19 protein-coding genes are annotated in these 14,277 nt (G+C 66.7%); 9 read left to right on the top strand and 10 right to left on the bottom strand.

The window, feature by feature from the left end:
• Positions 1–27: 27 nt before the first annotated feature.
• The 3 genes from lspA to E6C48_RS19915 form a co-directional block, all read right to left on the bottom strand.
• Positions 28–510, bottom strand: coding sequence for a signal peptidase II (gene lspA / locus E6C48_RS19925; protein WP_136359938.1), 483 nt, complete (start codon positions 508–510; stop codon positions 28–30).
• Positions 507–1,361, bottom strand: coding sequence for a TrmH family RNA methyltransferase (locus E6C48_RS19920; protein ID WP_136359937.1), 855 nt, complete (start codon positions 1,359–1,361; stop codon positions 507–509). Before E6C48_RS19920 ends, lspA begins: the two co-directional genes overlap by 4 nt.
• Positions 1,362–1,527: 166 nt before the next feature.
• Positions 1,528–2,613 (bottom strand): class I SAM-dependent rRNA methyltransferase, encoded by a 1,086-nt coding sequence (locus E6C48_RS19915; protein WP_136359936.1) that lies wholly within the window; start codon positions 2,611–2,613, stop codon positions 1,528–1,530.
• Between the two features lie 127 nt (positions 2,614–2,740).
• Between E6C48_RS19915 and E6C48_RS19910 the strand changes: the two genes are divergently transcribed.
• Genes E6C48_RS19910 through E6C48_RS19900 form a run of 3 tightly spaced genes read left to right on the top strand, consistent with a single transcriptional unit; the run spans position 2,741 to position 4,307 of the window.
• Positions 2,741–3,442, top strand: a complete 702-nt coding sequence (locus E6C48_RS19910) for a helix-turn-helix transcriptional regulator (protein WP_136359935.1) — start codon at positions 2,741–2,743, stop codon at positions 3,440–3,442.
• 47 nt (positions 3,443–3,489) lie between these two features.
• Positions 3,490–3,876 carry a VOC family protein gene (locus E6C48_RS19905; RefSeq protein WP_136359934.1) on the top strand — a complete coding sequence of 129 codons (387 nt, stop codon included), beginning with the start codon at positions 3,490–3,492 and terminating at the stop codon, positions 3,874–3,876.
• Complete coding sequence (locus tag E6C48_RS19900; protein ID WP_136359933.1) at positions 3,873–4,307, top strand: EVE domain-containing protein; 435 nt, start codon at positions 3,873–3,875, stop codon at positions 4,305–4,307. Before E6C48_RS19905 ends, E6C48_RS19900 begins: the two co-directional genes overlap by 4 nt.
• A gap of 16 nt (positions 4,308–4,323) precedes the next feature.
• On the opposite strand, the gene E6C48_RS22640 is transcribed toward E6C48_RS19900, so the two are convergent.
• The 5 genes from E6C48_RS22640 to sppA form a co-directional block, all read right to left on the bottom strand.
• The gene (locus tag E6C48_RS22640; RefSeq protein ID WP_168734592.1) at positions 4,324–4,542 is read right to left on the bottom strand and encodes a DUF982 domain-containing protein; all 219 of its coding nucleotides are present in this window, start codon (positions 4,540–4,542) and stop codon (positions 4,324–4,326) included.
• A 233-nt stretch (positions 4,543–4,775) separates the two neighbouring features.
• Entirely contained in the window at positions 4,776–5,738 is a 963-nt protein-coding gene (lhpI, locus tag E6C48_RS19890; RefSeq protein ID WP_136359931.1) for a bifunctional Delta(1)-pyrroline-2-carboxylate/Delta(1)-piperideine-2-carboxylate reductase, read from the bottom strand.
• Positions 5,739–5,930: 192 nt separating this feature from the next.
• Positions 5,931–6,272 (bottom strand): DUF1049 domain-containing protein, encoded by a 342-nt coding sequence (locus E6C48_RS19885; protein WP_136359930.1) that lies wholly within the window; start codon positions 6,270–6,272, stop codon positions 5,931–5,933.
• A gap of 43 nt (positions 6,273–6,315) precedes the next feature.
• Complete coding sequence (locus E6C48_RS19880; protein ID WP_136359929.1) at positions 6,316–6,600, bottom strand: integration host factor subunit beta; 285 nt, start codon at positions 6,598–6,600, stop codon at positions 6,316–6,318.
• Between the two features lie 76 nt (positions 6,601–6,676).
• Positions 6,677–7,627 (bottom strand): signal peptide peptidase SppA, encoded by a 951-nt coding sequence (gene sppA, locus E6C48_RS19875; protein ID WP_136359928.1) that lies wholly within the window; start codon positions 7,625–7,627, stop codon positions 6,677–6,679.
• Between the two features lie 396 nt (positions 7,628–8,023).
• Between sppA and lptC the strand changes: the two genes are divergently transcribed.
• From lptC to ptsN, 6 genes are all read left to right on the top strand, one after another.
• Positions 8,024–8,737, top strand: coding sequence for an LPS export ABC transporter periplasmic protein LptC (gene lptC / locus E6C48_RS19870; protein WP_136359927.1), 714 nt, complete (start codon positions 8,024–8,026; stop codon positions 8,735–8,737).
• Positions 8,724–9,272 carry an LptA/OstA family protein gene (locus E6C48_RS19865; RefSeq protein ID WP_136359926.1) on the top strand — a complete coding sequence of 183 codons (549 nt, stop codon included), beginning with the start codon at positions 8,724–8,726 and terminating at the stop codon, positions 9,270–9,272. The genes lptC and E6C48_RS19865 overlap by 14 nt, the downstream gene beginning before the upstream one ends.
• Positions 9,273–9,277: 5 nt before the next feature.
• Complete coding sequence (lptB, locus tag E6C48_RS19860) at positions 9,278–10,078, top strand: LPS export ABC transporter ATP-binding protein (protein WP_136359925.1); 801 nt, start codon at positions 9,278–9,280, stop codon at positions 10,076–10,078.
• Positions 10,079–10,379: 301 nt separating this feature from the next.
• Positions 10,380–11,897, top strand: a complete 1,518-nt coding sequence (rpoN, locus tag E6C48_RS19855) for an RNA polymerase factor sigma-54 (RefSeq protein ID WP_136359924.1) — start codon at positions 10,380–10,382, stop codon at positions 11,895–11,897.
• A gap of 289 nt (positions 11,898–12,186) precedes the next feature.
• Positions 12,187–12,771, top strand: coding sequence for a ribosome hibernation-promoting factor, HPF/YfiA family (gene hpf, locus E6C48_RS19850; protein ID WP_136359923.1), 585 nt, complete (start codon positions 12,187–12,189; stop codon positions 12,769–12,771).
• 58 nt (positions 12,772–12,829) lie between these two features.
• Positions 12,830–13,294, top strand: coding sequence for a PTS IIA-like nitrogen regulatory protein PtsN (ptsN, locus tag E6C48_RS19845; RefSeq protein WP_136359922.1), 465 nt, complete (start codon positions 12,830–12,832; stop codon positions 13,292–13,294).
• Between the two features lie 142 nt (positions 13,295–13,436).
• Here ptsN and E6C48_RS19840 read toward each other — a convergent pair whose 3' ends face one another.
• Positions 13,437–13,691, bottom strand: coding sequence for a BQ00720 family protein (locus E6C48_RS19840; protein ID WP_136359921.1), 255 nt, complete (start codon positions 13,689–13,691; stop codon positions 13,437–13,439).
• 62 nt (positions 13,692–13,753) lie between these two features.
• Positions 13,754–14,179: an Hsp20 family protein gene (locus tag E6C48_RS19835; RefSeq protein WP_136359920.1), complete on the bottom strand. Its 426-nt coding sequence runs from the start codon at positions 14,177–14,179 to the stop codon at positions 13,754–13,756.
• Positions 14,180–14,277 lie beyond the last annotated feature (98 nt).

Here is a 14,277-nt window from a genome sequence, read left to right as displayed (position 1 = left end):
GAAGTTTGCGGCTCCCCGCGTGTCGGGTCAATCGTCCGAAGGTCGCGGTTGGCTGCGCCAGCCGAGGAATTCCTCGAGGATGACGAGCGCCGCGCCGACCGTGATGAAGGCATCGGCCAAGTTGAAGACCGCAAACGACCAGACGGGCGTGTGGAACAGCACGTAGTCGATGACATGGCCGTAGACGGCGCGGTCGATGAGGTTGCCGAGCGCGCCGCCGACGATGAGCGCAAAGCCGATGCGGGCGGCGACCTGACGCGGCTCCGTGCGGGCGGCCAGCCAGATGACGAAGGCGGCGACGGCGAGCGCCAGGACGATGAGGCCGGTGTCGCCGAGCGAGGACAACATCGAGAAGGCGATGCCGGTGTTGTAGGTGCGGAAGAGCGCCAGGAACGGCAAAAGGTCTACCGGCTGCTGCCACGGCAGGTTGGCCTCGACCAGGACCTTGATCCCCTGGTCGAGCGCGATGGCGACGACCGAGAGCAGGCCGTAGGGAATGAGGGATTTCACGAAGGGCGTGCCTCCAGCGTCAGCGCGTCGCGGCGGATCTCGTAGAGCATGACGCCGGTGGCGACGGCGAGGTTGAGCGAATCGGCGCGGCCCGCCTGCGGGATGCGCAACAGCCGGTCGCAGCTTGCAGCGAGTTCGTCCGGCAGGCCCTGCTGCTCGTTGCCCATCAGGAGCAGCACCGGTCTGCCGGAGAAATCGACGCTGCGGTAGTCGACCGCGCCTTTCAGATGCGTGCCGGCGACGATGCCGGAGAAGCCCTTGCGCCAGGCGAGGAACTCACCCTGCGTGGTCTTCGCCACCGGTACGGCGAAGACCGAGCCCATGGTGGCGCGCACCGTTTCCACGGCGAAGGGGTCGGTGGTGTCGCCGACCAGGATGACGCCCCTGGCGCCGACCGCATCGACGGTACGCAGCACGGTGCCGAGGTTGCCGGGGTCGCGAACGCGGTCGAGCGCCACCCAGACGTCACCGGGCTTCGGGCGGATATCCTTCAAGGCGGCGAATCGCTGGGAAAAGACGCCGACGACCATCTGCGGATTGTCGCGGCGGGTGATGGCCGACAGCACTTTTTCCGACACTTCCAGCACCGTGCCGCCGGCGGCGACCGTGCGGGCGGCGGCCTTTTCCACCGCCGGATTGCCGCGCCCTGCCTTGGCGAAGACCAGCGTCCTGATCTGCCAGCCGAGATCGAGCGCGTCGATGACCAGTTTCAGCCCCTCGGCCATGAAGGCGTGCTGCTGGTCGCGGAATTTCTTCAGGGCGAGCGCCTTGATGTCCTTGACCAGCGGGTTAGCGAGGCTGGTGACTTCCTTGACCTGGCCGACGGCGCGGCGGTGCTCGTGCTCGCTCATGCGGTGGTTTCCCCATACGGGCAGTGCTGCCCCTCACCTGCCTGCCGGCATCCTCTCCCCGTAAACGGGGAGAGGAGGGCAGTTGCGCCGTCGGCAATCTCCCTCTCCCCGTTTACGGGGAGAGGGTAAGGGTGAGGGGCGGCGCCGAAGTTGGTCAGGGAAGCGCTCATGACGCCACCCACCGCGAGAAGAGAGAGGTCGACAGTGCCCGGCCGGCCGAGGTCTCGCGAATGACGAGTTCGCCCGATTCCATCCTGCCGCCCATGCCGGCGAAGGTGTCGCGCATCAGCGCATGGGTGGCGAAAAAGGAGGCGCGGATGGAATAGGCGGTGAGCACCACGGCGAGCGGCTTCGGCGTCAGGATCGATCGGCACAGGTCGGCCAGCGCCGGCAGGTGCTCGAACAGTTGCCAGACCTCGCCCTTGGGGCCGCGGCCGTAGGCGGGCGGATCGAACAGAACGATGTCGTAGCGGGAGCCGCGGCGCTCCTCGCGCTCGGCGAATTTCATCGCGTCCTCGACGATCCAGCGGATCGGTTTGTCCGTGAGGCGCGCGACTTCCTGGTTCTCGCGCGCCCAGCCTATCGCCTTCTTCGAGGCGTCGACGTGGGTGACTTCGGCGCCGGCTTTCGCCGCGACCAGCGAGGCGAGCCCCGTATAGCCGAACAGGTTGAGCACCTTCACCGGCCGTCTCGCATTGAGGATCATCTCGGCCATGTGGTCCCAGTGCGAGGCCTGCTCGGGAAAGACGCCGACATGGCGAAACGAGGTGAAGCGGCCGAGATAGTCGATGCCATCGTGCCTCATCGGCCATGTCTCGCCGAGCGGCGCCTTCGGAAAGCGCCAGCGGCCCATGCCTTCCTCGTCGGTGTCGCCGGTGAAGATGGCGTCGGCCTTGTTCCATTCCTTCTCGGGCCATGCCGGCTGCCAGATTGCCTGGCCCTCGGGCCGTACGATCCTGTAGGGGCCGTATTGCTCCAGCTTGCGGCCGGCGCCTGAGTCCAGCAGAGCATAGTCGGCGTTGGGCTGCACTTCGAGGACGAGCGGCAGCTTTTCCGCCGGCAGTGCGCCCTCGCGGCGGGAAAGCACACGCGGGGTCGCCGCCGGCCTTTCCTGCGAGGCGGCAGGCTTCGGCGCCGGTTCCTGCTGGCGGGCCGGGCGGTCCTCAGCCTCATGCTGCCGGGCCTGCCGCGGCCGATCTTGCCGGGGGGAAGGCTGGCGGTCGTCGCGCCGCCTGTCGCGGTGGGATTTCAAGGCGTTCCGTTCTCCGGAGTGGTCGGCCGCTTCTGCCATAGCGCCTTGCCCGGCGCAACAAAACCCGATTGCAGGCCGGAACTTTGCAGGGCGCGTGGAGCGACCTATCCTGCGAAGAGGAGGCTCCATGTCACGCTCCGAACGCCTGCTCGACCTCGTCCAGACGCTGCGCCGCCACCGCCGGCCGGTGAGCGGGCGGGCGCTGGCCGCCGAACTCGGCGTCTCGATCCGCACGCTCTACCGCGACATCGCCACCTTGCAGGGGCAGGGCGCGCCGATCGAGGGCGAGGCGGGACTGGGCTACGTGCTGAAGCCCGGCTTCTTCCTGCCGCCGCTGATGCTCGACGACGAGCAGATCGAGGCGCTGGTGCTGGGCGCGCGCTGGGTGGCGAAGCAGCCGGACGCGCGGCTGGCCGAGGCCGCGAGCGATCTTCTGGCCAAGGTTGCGGCCGTGCTGCCGCCGGACCTGCGCGAGACGCTGGACGCCACCGCGCTGATGGTGGGCCCGCGCGCCGAGGCGGCGGAGGGGATCGACCTCGGCGCGGTGCGGCAGGCGATCCGCCGCGAGCGCAAGCTCGGCTTTTCCTATCGGGATGCCGGCGGTGCGCGTTCGGCGCGCACGGTCTGGCCGTTCGCGCTCGGTTTCTTCGACAAGGTGCGCGTGCTGGTCGCATGGTGCGAGACGCGGCAGGATTTCCGTCATTTCCGCGTCGACCGCATCGAGGAACTGGACGTTACGGAGGATCGCTATCCGCGCCGCCGCCAGGCGCTTCTGAAGGAATGGCGCGAAAGTCAGGGCATCGGACAAAAGGCTGCTGCCAGAAATTGACAGTGGTCGGCCTTAGATTCTCCGCATCGAAACCAAGGAGAACGCCCATGCCCGCCCCCAACTTCGTCATCCTCTATGTCGACAACCCTGAAAGGAGCGGCGCTTTCTATGCCGCGCTGCTCGGCCGCCAGCCGGTCGAGGCCTCGCCGACCTTCGTTCTGTTCGTCTTCGACAACGGCTTCAAGCTCGGCCTGTGGTCGCGCCATACGGTCGAGCCGGCGGCGCAGGCGGCCGGCGGCGGCGCAGAAGTGGTCATCGCCGTGGATACGCCCGCCACGGTCGACGCCACCCATGCCGACTGGGCGGCGCGCGGACTGGCCATTGCGCAGGCGCCGAGCGACATGGATTTCGGCCGCACCTTCGTCGCGCTCGACCCGGACGGACATCGCCTGCGCGTCTACTGGCTGAGCGACGAAGCCGGAGCGCAGCCATGAGCGCGTGCTGGCTGGCGGTCGCATCGGCTGAGCATGTGCGGCGCGGCTGGGCCGAAGGTTTCATGCAGGTCAATCACGGCAAGGCCGCGCCTTTGCGGCGCATCAGCCCGGGCGACGGCGTGGTCTACTATTCCCCTACCACCGTCTATCGCCAGAAGGACGGGCTCCAATCCTTCACCGCGATCGGCCGGGTCAGGGAAGGCGAGCCCTATGCGGGCGTCATGGGCGACGGGTCTACGCCGTTCCGGCGCGACGTGGACTGGGCGGTGGCCGTCGAGGCGCCCATCGCGCCGCTGCTCGACCAGCTCGACCTCACCGCCGGCCAGCCGCATTGGGGCTACCAGCTCCGCTTCGGCGTGCTGAAGGTCAGCAAGCATGACTTCGCTTTGATCGCCGAGGCGATGGAGGCGGGCAAGGCAGTTGCAGCCTGAAACGGATCGCGGCGCGCTATTCCACCAGGATGCGCGCTTCCCGCGCGGCCGCGACGAAGGCCTCGCGTGCCTGTTCGCTCGTCGTGCCGCCGTTGAGGACACGCTGGCACAGCCGCCGCGCCTCGCTGAATTTCGGCGCGCCGGCGTCCGGCCATCGGCCGTTCAGGGCATCCAGCGCCTGCTTGGCGCTCAAGACATTGTGGATGTCGCCGACGATGCCAACGGCAATCGCCACAGGTTTCGTAAACCAGCCTTCAGACATTGTCCCACGTCCGGTAAACTTGGAGCGGGGAAGCCCGGACAAATCCGGGCTGCCGCTCCACCTTTTTATCTCAGCCGCATTTCTGCGACGCCAGACGATTCCGTCTGGCTGCAAAATGCTGTAGAAACAACAACAACTTAATGCCGACAGCATTAGCCGTCAAAGTCGGCGAAGTCACTTTGTCGTTACATTCCGGACTGTTAGGCTCAACGTTTCAGAGCACGGTAGACGGCGATGCCGGCGGCGAGGTCCTCCAGCGCGGCCCCGACCGACTTGAACAGGGTGATTTCCTCCGCGCTTTCGCGGCCCTTTTTCTGGCCGCGCGCCAGTTCGGCCAGTTCGGCGACGATATCGGCTTCCTTCAACACGCCGGAGGCCAGCGGCTTGACGATGTCGCCGGCTTCCTTCGTGGCGCCGGCGCGGGTGTCGACGAAGACGCGGGCGCGCGAAATCGCATCGTCGTCGGCCTCGCGCATGTCCGGCGTGAAGCCGCCGACGAGATCGACATGGGCTCCCGCTTTCAGCCGCGCGCCCTTGACCAGCGGCGTCTGCGAAATGGTGGCCGAGGAGACGATATCGGCCTGGCCGAGTTCGGCTTCGAGGTCGGACGCCGCCTCGGCGGCGAAACCTTCGGCGCGCAAGGCGGCGGCGACCTTCTCGGCGTTGGCCGGCGTGCGGTTCCAGATGCGGATTTCCTTGATCGGCCGCACCGCCGAATGGGCCTTGGCGAGGAAGGAGGACAGGGCGCCGGCGCCGATCACCAGCAGCCGCGACGCGTCCTCGCGCGCCAGAAAGCTCGCGGCGAGCGCCGAGGCCGAGGCCGTGCGCCACTGGGTCAGCCGCTGGCCGTCGATCAGCGCTTCCGGCTCGCCGGTGGCGCCGTCGAGCAGCAGGTAGAGGCCCATCACCGCGGGTTTGCCGATGGCGTTGTTGTCGGGCGAGACGGTGACGATCTTGACGCCGATGTGGCCATCCTTGCCATCCGCCGCCTTGAAATCCGTCCACGCCGGCATCAGGAGCAGCGTCGAGCCGGCGCTGCCGGGACGCTCCACCGCATGATGGTGGCGGACCGGCTGCACGGCGCCGTCGCGGAAGGCGTCGCGCAGGACCTCGACCAGACCGGGGAAGGTCAGGGCGCGGTCGACGTCGGCGGCTGAAATGTGAAGCATGGGAACCCCTCCGGCAAATGTGCGGCTACAGCAAACCGCCCGATACCGGAAACGGGCGGCTTGTTGTACCTTTTGTTTTCGCATCGCTTCCTGCCGAAAACCGGCATCCCTTTTCGGCGCGACGCCTTTAATTCATGCCCGAGAAAAGCGCGAAACGGCTTTTCCTGTGGGATTGCGTGGAAACGATCCGGGTCAGTTCGACGGCGTCGGCAGGGCCGGCCCGGCCGGAGGCGCCGTGGGAGCTGGTGTGCGGGCGACCGCCTGGCGCAGGTTCTCCGCCTCGACGCCGCGTTGCCGGGCGAGCTTGCGGTAGCGGCCCTGCCGTATCCAGGTCGCCAGGCTGCCGACGATCATGCCCAGCGCCAGCGCGGCGAACAGGAAGATGAAGAAGGGCAGCGTGACGGTAAGCCCCGGATTGCCGGGATTGAACGGATCGAGGGTGAAGGCGACCAGTTCGCGGTTGGCGACCGCCAGCGCGATCAGCACGATCGCCAGGGGCACGAAGACCACGATGAGAAGGAAGCGGTTGACCATTATTTTCCCGTGGGGCTTTCCCGTCGCAGGGTCGGCGCGCCGCTCAGCTGCCGCCGTTCAGCCTTTCGCGCAGCTCCTTGCCGGTCTTGAAGAACGGCACCCACTTCTCCTCGACCTCGACCGATTCGCCCGTGCGCGGGTTGCGGCCGGTGCGGGCCGGGCGGTTCTTCACCGAGAAGGCGCCGAAGCCGCGCAATTCCACCCGATTGCCGTCGGCCAGCGCGTCGGTGATCTCGTCGAACACGGCGCCGACGATGTTCTCGACGTCGCGCAGGAACAGATGCGGATTGCGCGCGGCGATGACCTGCACAAGTTCGGACTTGATCATGCGATGTCCCCTGATGGCAATGCTGGCGAAAGTATGCGGATGATTTTATTTGCTTTTTCGAGGATTTGGCAAGCGCTCAAGGGTGCCAGACCGAAACGAGGCCGTCAAGGAACAAGCGGTCGGCGCCGATCTCTTCAAGCACCGCGCCGCTCTCTTCAGGCAGGCCGAGCGCGCGCGCCACGGTGCGCGTCAGCGCCTTGGAGAACAGCCAGCCGCCGCTCCCCCCGTCCTTCCATTCGATCACCTTGAGCTTGGCGTCGACGCCCTTGGTGCCCAGCCAGGCGACCGCCTCGTCCTCGCCGCCGACCTCGTCGATCAGCTTGTTGGCGAGCGCCTGCCGGCCGGTGAAGATCGAGCCGTCGGCCAGCGCCAGCACCTGGTCCCTGGACAGATGGCGGCGCTCGGAGACAATGCCGACGAACCAGTCGTAGCTGTCCATGATGAGCTTGCGCACCATGGCGCGCTCTTCTTCGGTTGTGGCGTTGAAGGGCGAGGGCTCGGCCTTCAACGGCGCGGATTTCACTTCCTCCAGCTTGACGCCGATCTTGTCCATCAGGCCGGTGACGTCCGGGAACTGGATGAGCACGCCGATCGAGCCGACGATGGAGGATTTTCTGGCGACGATGTGATCGGCGGCCGAGGCGATCATGTAGCCGGCCGACGCGGCAAGCGTGCCGACCTGGGCGACGACCGGCTTGTCGGCGGCGAGCTTGCGCACCTCGTCGTAGATGGATTCGCCGCCGGCCGTGGTGCCGCCGGGAGAATTGATCGACAGGATGACGCCCTTGACGCGGTCCGACTTGCGAATCTTCTCCAGCCGCTCGATGAGGTCCTCGTCCTCGGTGATGGTGCCGTCGATCTTGACCCGAGCGATATGGTCGGCCGCCGTGCCGACCTCGTCGCCCCAGAACCATGCGGCGAGCGCCGCGATGCCGAGCGCGGCGACGGCGAAGGCGACGACGCGCCAGAAGGTGAGCTTGCGCCGCAGGCGGCGGCGGTCGATGAGGTCGTCGGCTCTGAGCGTCATGGTCAGTCCTTCGTTCGGGCCAGCCCTTCATTGGGGTCGGTCTGCGTGCGGCCCCAGCGGGGCTTTTAGAGCAAGCGCCGGGCGAGGGCTACCGCTTTCGGGCGCGGCGGCGGACGGGCGTCGCCGCCGAAAGCGCCGCGATTGGCAAGATCGGCGCGAACGCCTATGTTATACGGCGCTTCGTGGCGCGGAGCAGTAGCGCGATCGTAAAATGGCGGTCCTGCCGCGGTGTTCCAAGGTTTGGTCGGCGTCCGGCTTCCGCTATCTTTGCGACGACGCGGCGGCAAGACGTCACATTTTTGCGGTTTTCCTTCGCTTTTGCTTGCTTGAGCGGTCGGCCGAACCAACCTATAGCCTTTCGACAGCCTGCGGCGGGCAAAGAATTCGGGAACGAGCATGTTGGCGCGGACGACAGAAACCGGCAGCGAGAGCGACCCCGCCGCCGAGCGGCAGGAGCCGCTGGCGGCGCGCGCGGCGGCGTTCGGACGGGCGCAGCGGCATTCGCAGCGCGTGCGCGCCCTCAAATTCGTGCTGCCGCTGACGGCCGGCATCATCGCGCTGGCCTTTCCGGTCTATTCCTATCTGGTGACGCCGCCCGCCGTCGAGGTGAAGGCCGACGACACCGCCTTCTCGGACGGCAAGCTGGTGATGTCCAACCCCAAGCTGTCGGGCCAGACCAGCGAGAACCTGCCCTATTCGATGAGCGCGGCGCGCGCCGTCCAGGACGTCGCCAACGAAAGCGTCATCGGGCTGGAGGGCATCGACGCCACGCTGCCCGTCGACGCTGCGACCTCGGCGACCGTGAAGGCGGCGAACGGCACCTACGACCGCACCGCCAACACGCTGCAGCTCAGCAAGGACATCCTGGTGACGACCAGCGACGGCATGGTGATGAAACTGCAATCCGTCTTCCTCGACATGGGGAAAGGCACTATGAAGACCGGTGATCCGGTCGACATCACGCGCGAAGGCTCGCACATCCGGTCGGATACGATGTCGGCGAGCAACGGCGGCAAGACACTGGTTTTCGAAAAGCGCGTGCGCGTCGACATCGATCCCGCCGCCGCGAAGACGAAAGAGGGGAGCGGAGAGGCCAATGCGGCGCAATGAGGTGATGAAGCTGGCGGCCGTGCTGGCGCTGCTCGCGGCCGGCCCGGCGCTGGCGCAGTCCGACGCCAAGATGACCGGGCTGAAGCTTTCCAACGACCAGCCGATCCAGATCGAGAGCGACAAGCTGGAGGTCCAGCAGGAGCAGAACCTGGCGATCTTCACCGGCAACGTCAACGTGGTGCAGGGCGCCACGCTGATGAAGGCCGGCAAGATGACGGTCTATTACGTCAAGGGCGGCGGCTCGGCCACCACCGGCTCGGCCAACATCGACCATCTGGAGGTCGACGGCAAGGTCTACATCAAGACCGAGACGCAGGTCGCCACCGGCGACCGCGGCACCTTCGACATGAAAAGCCAGGTCTTCACCCTGTCGGGCCAGAAGGTGGTGCTGTCGGAAGGCTCCAACGTGCTGGTCGGCTGCAAGCTCACCGTGCAGATGAACACCGGGCTCGCCCAGGTGGACGGCTGCGGCAGCGGCGGCGGGTCCGGCGGGCGGGTGATGATGTCGATCACGCCCGATTCGCAGAAGCCCTGATCTCCATGGCGTTGTTGTCGAGACGAGAGGCCGGCAAACCGGCGACGCCGGCGCTGTCGTCCGCCGACAGGACCGCCAGGCTCAAGGGCACGCTGATCGCGCGCGGCCTGACCAAGGCCTACAAGGGCCGCACCGTGGTCAACGGCGTTTCGCTGGGCGTGCGCGCCGGCGAGGCGGTCGGCCTGCTCGGTCCCAACGGCGCCGGCAAGACCACCTGCTTCTACATGGTCACCGGCCTTGTCCCGGTCGACCAGGGCACCATCGAGATCGACGGCTTCGACGTCACCTCCATGCCGATGTACCGGCGGGCGCGGCTGGGCATCGGCTACCTGCCGCAGGAGGCCTCGATCTTCCGGGGGCTTTCGGTCGAAAACAACATCCGCGCCGTGCTGGAGGTGGTGGAAAAGAGCCGCAAGGAGCGCGACAGGTCGCTGGACGAACTGCTCGAGGAGTTCCACATCGGCCACCTGCGCAAGGCGCCGTCGATGTCGCTGTCGGGCGGCGAGCGGCGGCGCCTGGAGATCGCGCGGGCGCTCGCCACCAAGCCGGCCTACATGCTGCTCGACGAGCCGTTCGCCGGCATCGACCCGATCGCCGTCGCCGACATCCAGCAACTGGTGCGGCACCTGACGGCGCGCGGCATCGGCGTGCTGATCACCGACCACAATGTGCGCGAGACGCTGGGTCTGATCGACCGCGCCTATATCATCCACGCCGGCCAGGTGCTGACCCACGGCCGCGCCGAAGAGATCGTCGCCAACCCGGACGTGCGCCGGCTTTATCTCGGCGAAGCGTTCACGCTTTAGTTCGCAGGCTATCGCATATGGCGCAGACCCCCATCCCTAACCCCTCCCCGCAAGGGGGAGGGGACTTTGCGGTGTTGCTACAACCCGCCAACCTTGCTGGTTTTAGACAAAATAGCGGTGTCGCCGTCTCCCTCCCCCTTGTGGGGAGGGGACAGGGGTGGGGGTGCCGCGCCGGCAGCTTTCCAAAGATCCGCCCATAACGTTCCGGTAAGGCCGTTCTGCTAGCTGTTGCCTTGACAAGCAAAAGCCGGGCCAGTTTGATCCGGCCGGTTTTGCAGACGAAGGCAACCGTATCCCGACCATGGCGCTGGCGGCCAAACTACAGCTCAGACAATCCCAGTCGCTGGTGATGACGCCGCAGCTCATGCAGTCGATCCGGCTGCTGCAGCTCACCCATGTCGAGCTCGAGCGCTTCATCGAGGAGGAGATGGAGCGCAATCCGCTGTTGGAGCGGGCCGAACCGCAGGACGAGCCGGGCGAGCCCGAGCCGCCGGCTGCGGAACGGACCGATGCCGCCGAGGGCGACTGGTTCGACGAAAGCGAGTCGGCCTGGAGCGCCGAGGCGATGTCGGAAAAGCTCGATTCCTCACTGGAAAACGTCTTTCCCGACGATCCGGGCACGACCGAACGGCTGGCGCCCGACCTTGCCGCTCAGTGGAAGTCGGTCGGCGCCGGGGGCGGCAGCGGCGAAGGCGTCGACCTGGAGGTCCTGACGGCCGCACGCGTCAGCCTGCGCGACCATGTCGGCGAACAGATCGCGCTGACCTTCGCCGACCCGGCGGCGCGGCTGATCGCCGGCGAACTGGCCGACGGGCTGGACGAGACGGGCTATCTCAGCGTCGACTTCACCGAAATCGCCGGCCGGCTGGGCGCTGACGCTTCGACGGTGGCGGCGGTGCTGGTAGAATGCCAGGCGTTCGAACCTGCCGGCATCTTCGCCCGCGACCTCGCCGAATGCCTGTCCTTGCAGCTTGCCCAGCGCGACCGGCTCGACCCCGCCATGCGCGCGCTTCTCGCCAACCTGGAACTGCTTGCCCGTCGCGACTTCCAGGCGCTCAGGCGCCTGTGCGGCGTCGACGAGGAAGACCTGCTCGACATGATGGCCGAGATCCGTGCGCTCGATCCGCGTCCCGGCATGGCCTTTTCGGGCGGCGCCAGCGACGCCATCGTCGCCGACGTCGAGGTGCGCGCGGCCAGCGATGGAAGCTGGGCGGTCGAACTCAACGCCGACGCGCTGCCGCGCGTGCTGGTCGACCAGGTCTATTTCAACCGGGTGTCGGCAAAGGCGCGGGACCAGGCGGAGAAGGACTTCCTCTCCGAATGCCTGCAGAACGCCAACTGGCTGACCCGCAGCCTCGACCAGCGCGCCCGCACCATCCTGAAGGTGGCGTCGGAGATCGTGCGCCGGCAGGATGCCTTCCTCGTCCATGGCGTGCGCCACCTGAAGCCGCTCAACCTCAGGACGGTGGCCGAGGCCATCGGCATGCACGAATCGACGGTCAGCCGGGTAACGTCGAACAAATACATGCTCACCCCGCGCGGCGTGTTCGAGCTGCGTTATTTCTTCACCGCCGCGATCGCCTCGGCCGAGGGCGGCGAGGCGCATTCCTCGGAGGCCGTGCGCGACCGCGTGCGCCACATGATCGAGGCGGAAGCGGCCGACGCGGTGCTTTCCGACGACGCCATCGTCGATCTCCTGAAAGCGGACGGCGTCGACATCGCCCGGCGCACCGTCGCCAAGTACCGCGAGGGCATGAACATCCCGTCCTCGGTGCAGCGGCGCCGGGAAAAGCGGGCGCTCGCCGTGGCTGGACGTTAGGAGCCGGCCTTCTCTCCCAAGATTTCCACAGTTTCGTGGCTTCGTTGACAAGCCATGGGGAAGTGGCTAGAAGCCCGCCCGCAAGAGGACGGGCGAGGCCCGGTGCGGATGGTCCGTCGGCGTGCCACCTGGAAACGGTTGCCAAAAGGCGACCGGCGGGCAGCTTGTGATCAGCCGCAGGTTCGGATGTAAAATCGGCGCAAAGGGCGCCGCAAAGCTTGTGCGCACGGGCCACGGGTATAAACTCCCGAACAGTGTGAAACCTGAGCAGGGAAGGTCGATCTTCGAAATGACGCTGCGCATATCGGGAAAGCACATGGACATCGGCGATGCGTTTCGCACGCGCATCACCGACCGCATCGGCGAGGCGATCGGCAAGTATTTCGATCGCGGATTCTCGGGCCATGTGACGGTGGTCAAGAAGGGGTCGCGCTACAGCGCCGACTGCATGGTGCGGCTGGATTCGGGCGCATCGTTGCAGGCGACGGGCGAGGCGCAGGACCCGGCAATGGCCTTCGACGCCGCGGCCGAGCGGCTGGAGACGCGGCTGAGGCGCTACAATCGGCGGCTGAAGTCGCACACCTACGGCGCCGCCAACGGCAAGGACACCGACGTCGCCTATGCGATCATGGAGCCGCTGGCGGACGACGACGAGGAGATACCGGAGAATTTCGCTCCGGCCGTCGTCGCCGAATCGACGGTGACGCTGAGGACCATGTCGGTCGCGTCCGCCGTCATCGAACTGGACACCAAGGACAGTCCCGTCTTCGTTTTCCGCAACGCTGGGAACGACCATCTCAACATCGTCTATCGCCGGCCGGACGGCAACATCGGCTGGATCGACCCCTCGACCGCCAAGGTCGCGCAGGGATAACGACCGGCCGCGACGGGCGTGGGGACCGGTCGCGGCGGGCGAAACGAAGGATTTTCACATGGATCTCAGTGATCTGATCGACGTTCCGGCTATCATGCCGGCGTTGAAGGCTAACTCCAAGAAGCAGCTTTTGCAGCTTCTGGCCGAGCGGGCGGCGGCCATTTCGGGGATTCCGGAGCGCGAGGTGTTCGACACCATCCTGCAGCGCGAGCGGCTCGGCTCCACCGGCGTCGGCAACGGCATCGCCATTCCGCACGGCAAGCTGGCCGGGGTGAAGCGCATCACCGGCGTGTTCGCGCGGCTGGAGACGCCCGTCGATTTCGAGGCGCTGGACGACCAGCCGGTCGACATCGTCTTCCTGCTGCTGGCGCCCGAGGGGGCCGGAGCGGACCATCTCAAGGCGCTGTCGCGCATCGCGCGCGTGCTGCGCGATGCCGATACGCTGGCCAAGATCAGGGGCACGCGCGACGCGGCGGCGATCCAGGCGCTGCTGTCGCAGACGCCGGCCTCGCACGCGGCGTAGTTCAGTTCGCTTCAGATTTTTGGAATAAGGCTTGCGGGGCCGCCGTTCAGGCGGCCCTTTCGTTTCGGTGAACCCCGACGCGCCTAAGATTGTTTCGCCGCATTTGTGCGACGCCAGGCGGAACAGCCTGGCTGCAAAATGCTCAGTGCAGGGCGACGGTGGTCAATTCGTTCTCGATCGCGCCGGCGAGCGCGCGGTCGCGCGCATCCGACAGCAGGATCGGCTGGCCGTTGGCCCCGAACAGCGCCCACAGCTCAAGGCCGGGTGCGATCTCGCTCAGCGCCGGGAAACGGCCGCGCAGGTCGTCGCTGGAGACCTTGCGCAGATAGGCGACATGGCCTTCGCCGAGATGGGCGAATTCGCCAGTGGTCATAGGCGTTACGTCTAGTCTGGTCATTTCAGCCTCCTTTCAGCGGAGCGCCGGTCCCGGCCGTCCCGCGTGAGAGCCATCGGCAAAGGTCAGTCTTTCACCGATATGTTTATTTTCCGTACCAGCCTTTCGGCTTCCGGCCGGTCGAGGTCGATCGACAAGAGGCCGTTCTTCAACTCCGCCCCGATCACCCGCATGCCGTCGGCCAGCACGAAGCAGCGCTGGAACTGGCGGGCGGCGATGCCGCGATGCAGGTATTCGCGCTCGGTGTCGTCGCTCTGGCGGCCCCGCACCACCAACTGGTTCTCCTCGGTGGTGACGTCGAGGTCGTTTTCGGCGAAGCCGGCCACCGCCAGCGTGATCCTCAACCGCTCAGTGCTGCCTTCGGTTCCACGCAGGCGTTCGATGTTGTAGGGCGGATAGCCGTCGCCGGACTTGGCCAGGCGTTCGAGCGTCTTTTCCATCGTGTCGAAGCCGAGCAGCAACGGACTGGAAAAGGGCGTCATTCGCGTCATGTTACAGCGTCCTCCTTGGAGCGACATAAACCGGAAAAACCCGACTGGCATTTTTCCCGATGGCCTTGATATGGTCCGCCCCGGGGCCAAGTTCAAGC

The organism is Ollibium composti (assembly GCF_004801285.1).
Taxonomy (GTDB): domain Bacteria; phylum Pseudomonadota; class Alphaproteobacteria; order Rhizobiales; family Rhizobiaceae; genus Mesorhizobium; species Mesorhizobium composti.
The sequence above is the reverse complement of the archived record's forward strand: the minus strand, read 5'-3'. Positions and strand labels throughout refer to the sequence as shown.

Coding starts and splice junctions, on each gene's coding strand:
- E6C48_RS19920 (WP_136359937.1), bottom strand. CDS start 1,361: ATGAGCGAGCACGAGCACCGCCGCGCCGTCGGCCAGGTCAAGGAAGTC.
- E6C48_RS19910 (WP_136359935.1), top strand. CDS start 2,741: ATGTCACGCTCCGAACGCCTGCTCGACCTCGTCCAGACGCTGCGCCGC.
- E6C48_RS19905 (WP_136359934.1), top strand. CDS start 3,490: ATGCCCGCCCCCAACTTCGTCATCCTCTATGTCGACAACCCTGAAAGG.
- E6C48_RS19900 (WP_136359933.1), top strand. CDS start 3,873: ATGAGCGCGTGCTGGCTGGCGGTCGCATCGGCTGAGCATGTGCGGCGC.
- lhpI (WP_136359931.1), bottom strand. CDS start 5,738: ATGCTTCACATTTCAGCCGCCGACGTCGACCGCGCCCTGACCTTCCCC.
- E6C48_RS19885 (WP_136359930.1), bottom strand. CDS start 6,272: ATGGTCAACCGCTTCCTTCTCATCGTGGTCTTCGTGCCCCTGGCGATC.
- E6C48_RS19880 (WP_136359929.1), bottom strand. CDS start 6,600: ATGATCAAGTCCGAACTTGTGCAGGTCATCGCCGCGCGCAATCCGCAT.
- sppA (WP_136359928.1), bottom strand. CDS start 7,627: ATGACGCTCAGAGCCGACGACCTCATCGACCGCCGCCGCCTGCGGCGC.
- lptC (WP_136359927.1), top strand. CDS start 8,024: ATGTTGGCGCGGACGACAGAAACCGGCAGCGAGAGCGACCCCGCCGCC.
- E6C48_RS19865 (WP_136359926.1), top strand. CDS start 8,724: ATGCGGCGCAATGAGGTGATGAAGCTGGCGGCCGTGCTGGCGCTGCTC.
- lptB (WP_136359925.1), top strand. CDS start 9,278: ATGGCGTTGTTGTCGAGACGAGAGGCCGGCAAACCGGCGACGCCGGCG.
- rpoN (WP_136359924.1), top strand. CDS start 10,380: ATGGCGCTGGCGGCCAAACTACAGCTCAGACAATCCCAGTCGCTGGTG.
- hpf (WP_136359923.1), top strand. CDS start 12,187: ATGACGCTGCGCATATCGGGAAAGCACATGGACATCGGCGATGCGTTT.
- ptsN (WP_136359922.1), top strand. CDS start 12,830: ATGGATCTCAGTGATCTGATCGACGTTCCGGCTATCATGCCGGCGTTG.
- E6C48_RS19840 (WP_136359921.1), bottom strand. CDS start 13,691: ATGACCAGACTAGACGTAACGCCTATGACCACTGGCGAATTCGCCCAT.
- E6C48_RS19835 (WP_136359920.1), bottom strand. CDS start 14,179: ATGACGCGAATGACGCCCTTTTCCAGTCCGTTGCTGCTCGGCTTCGAC.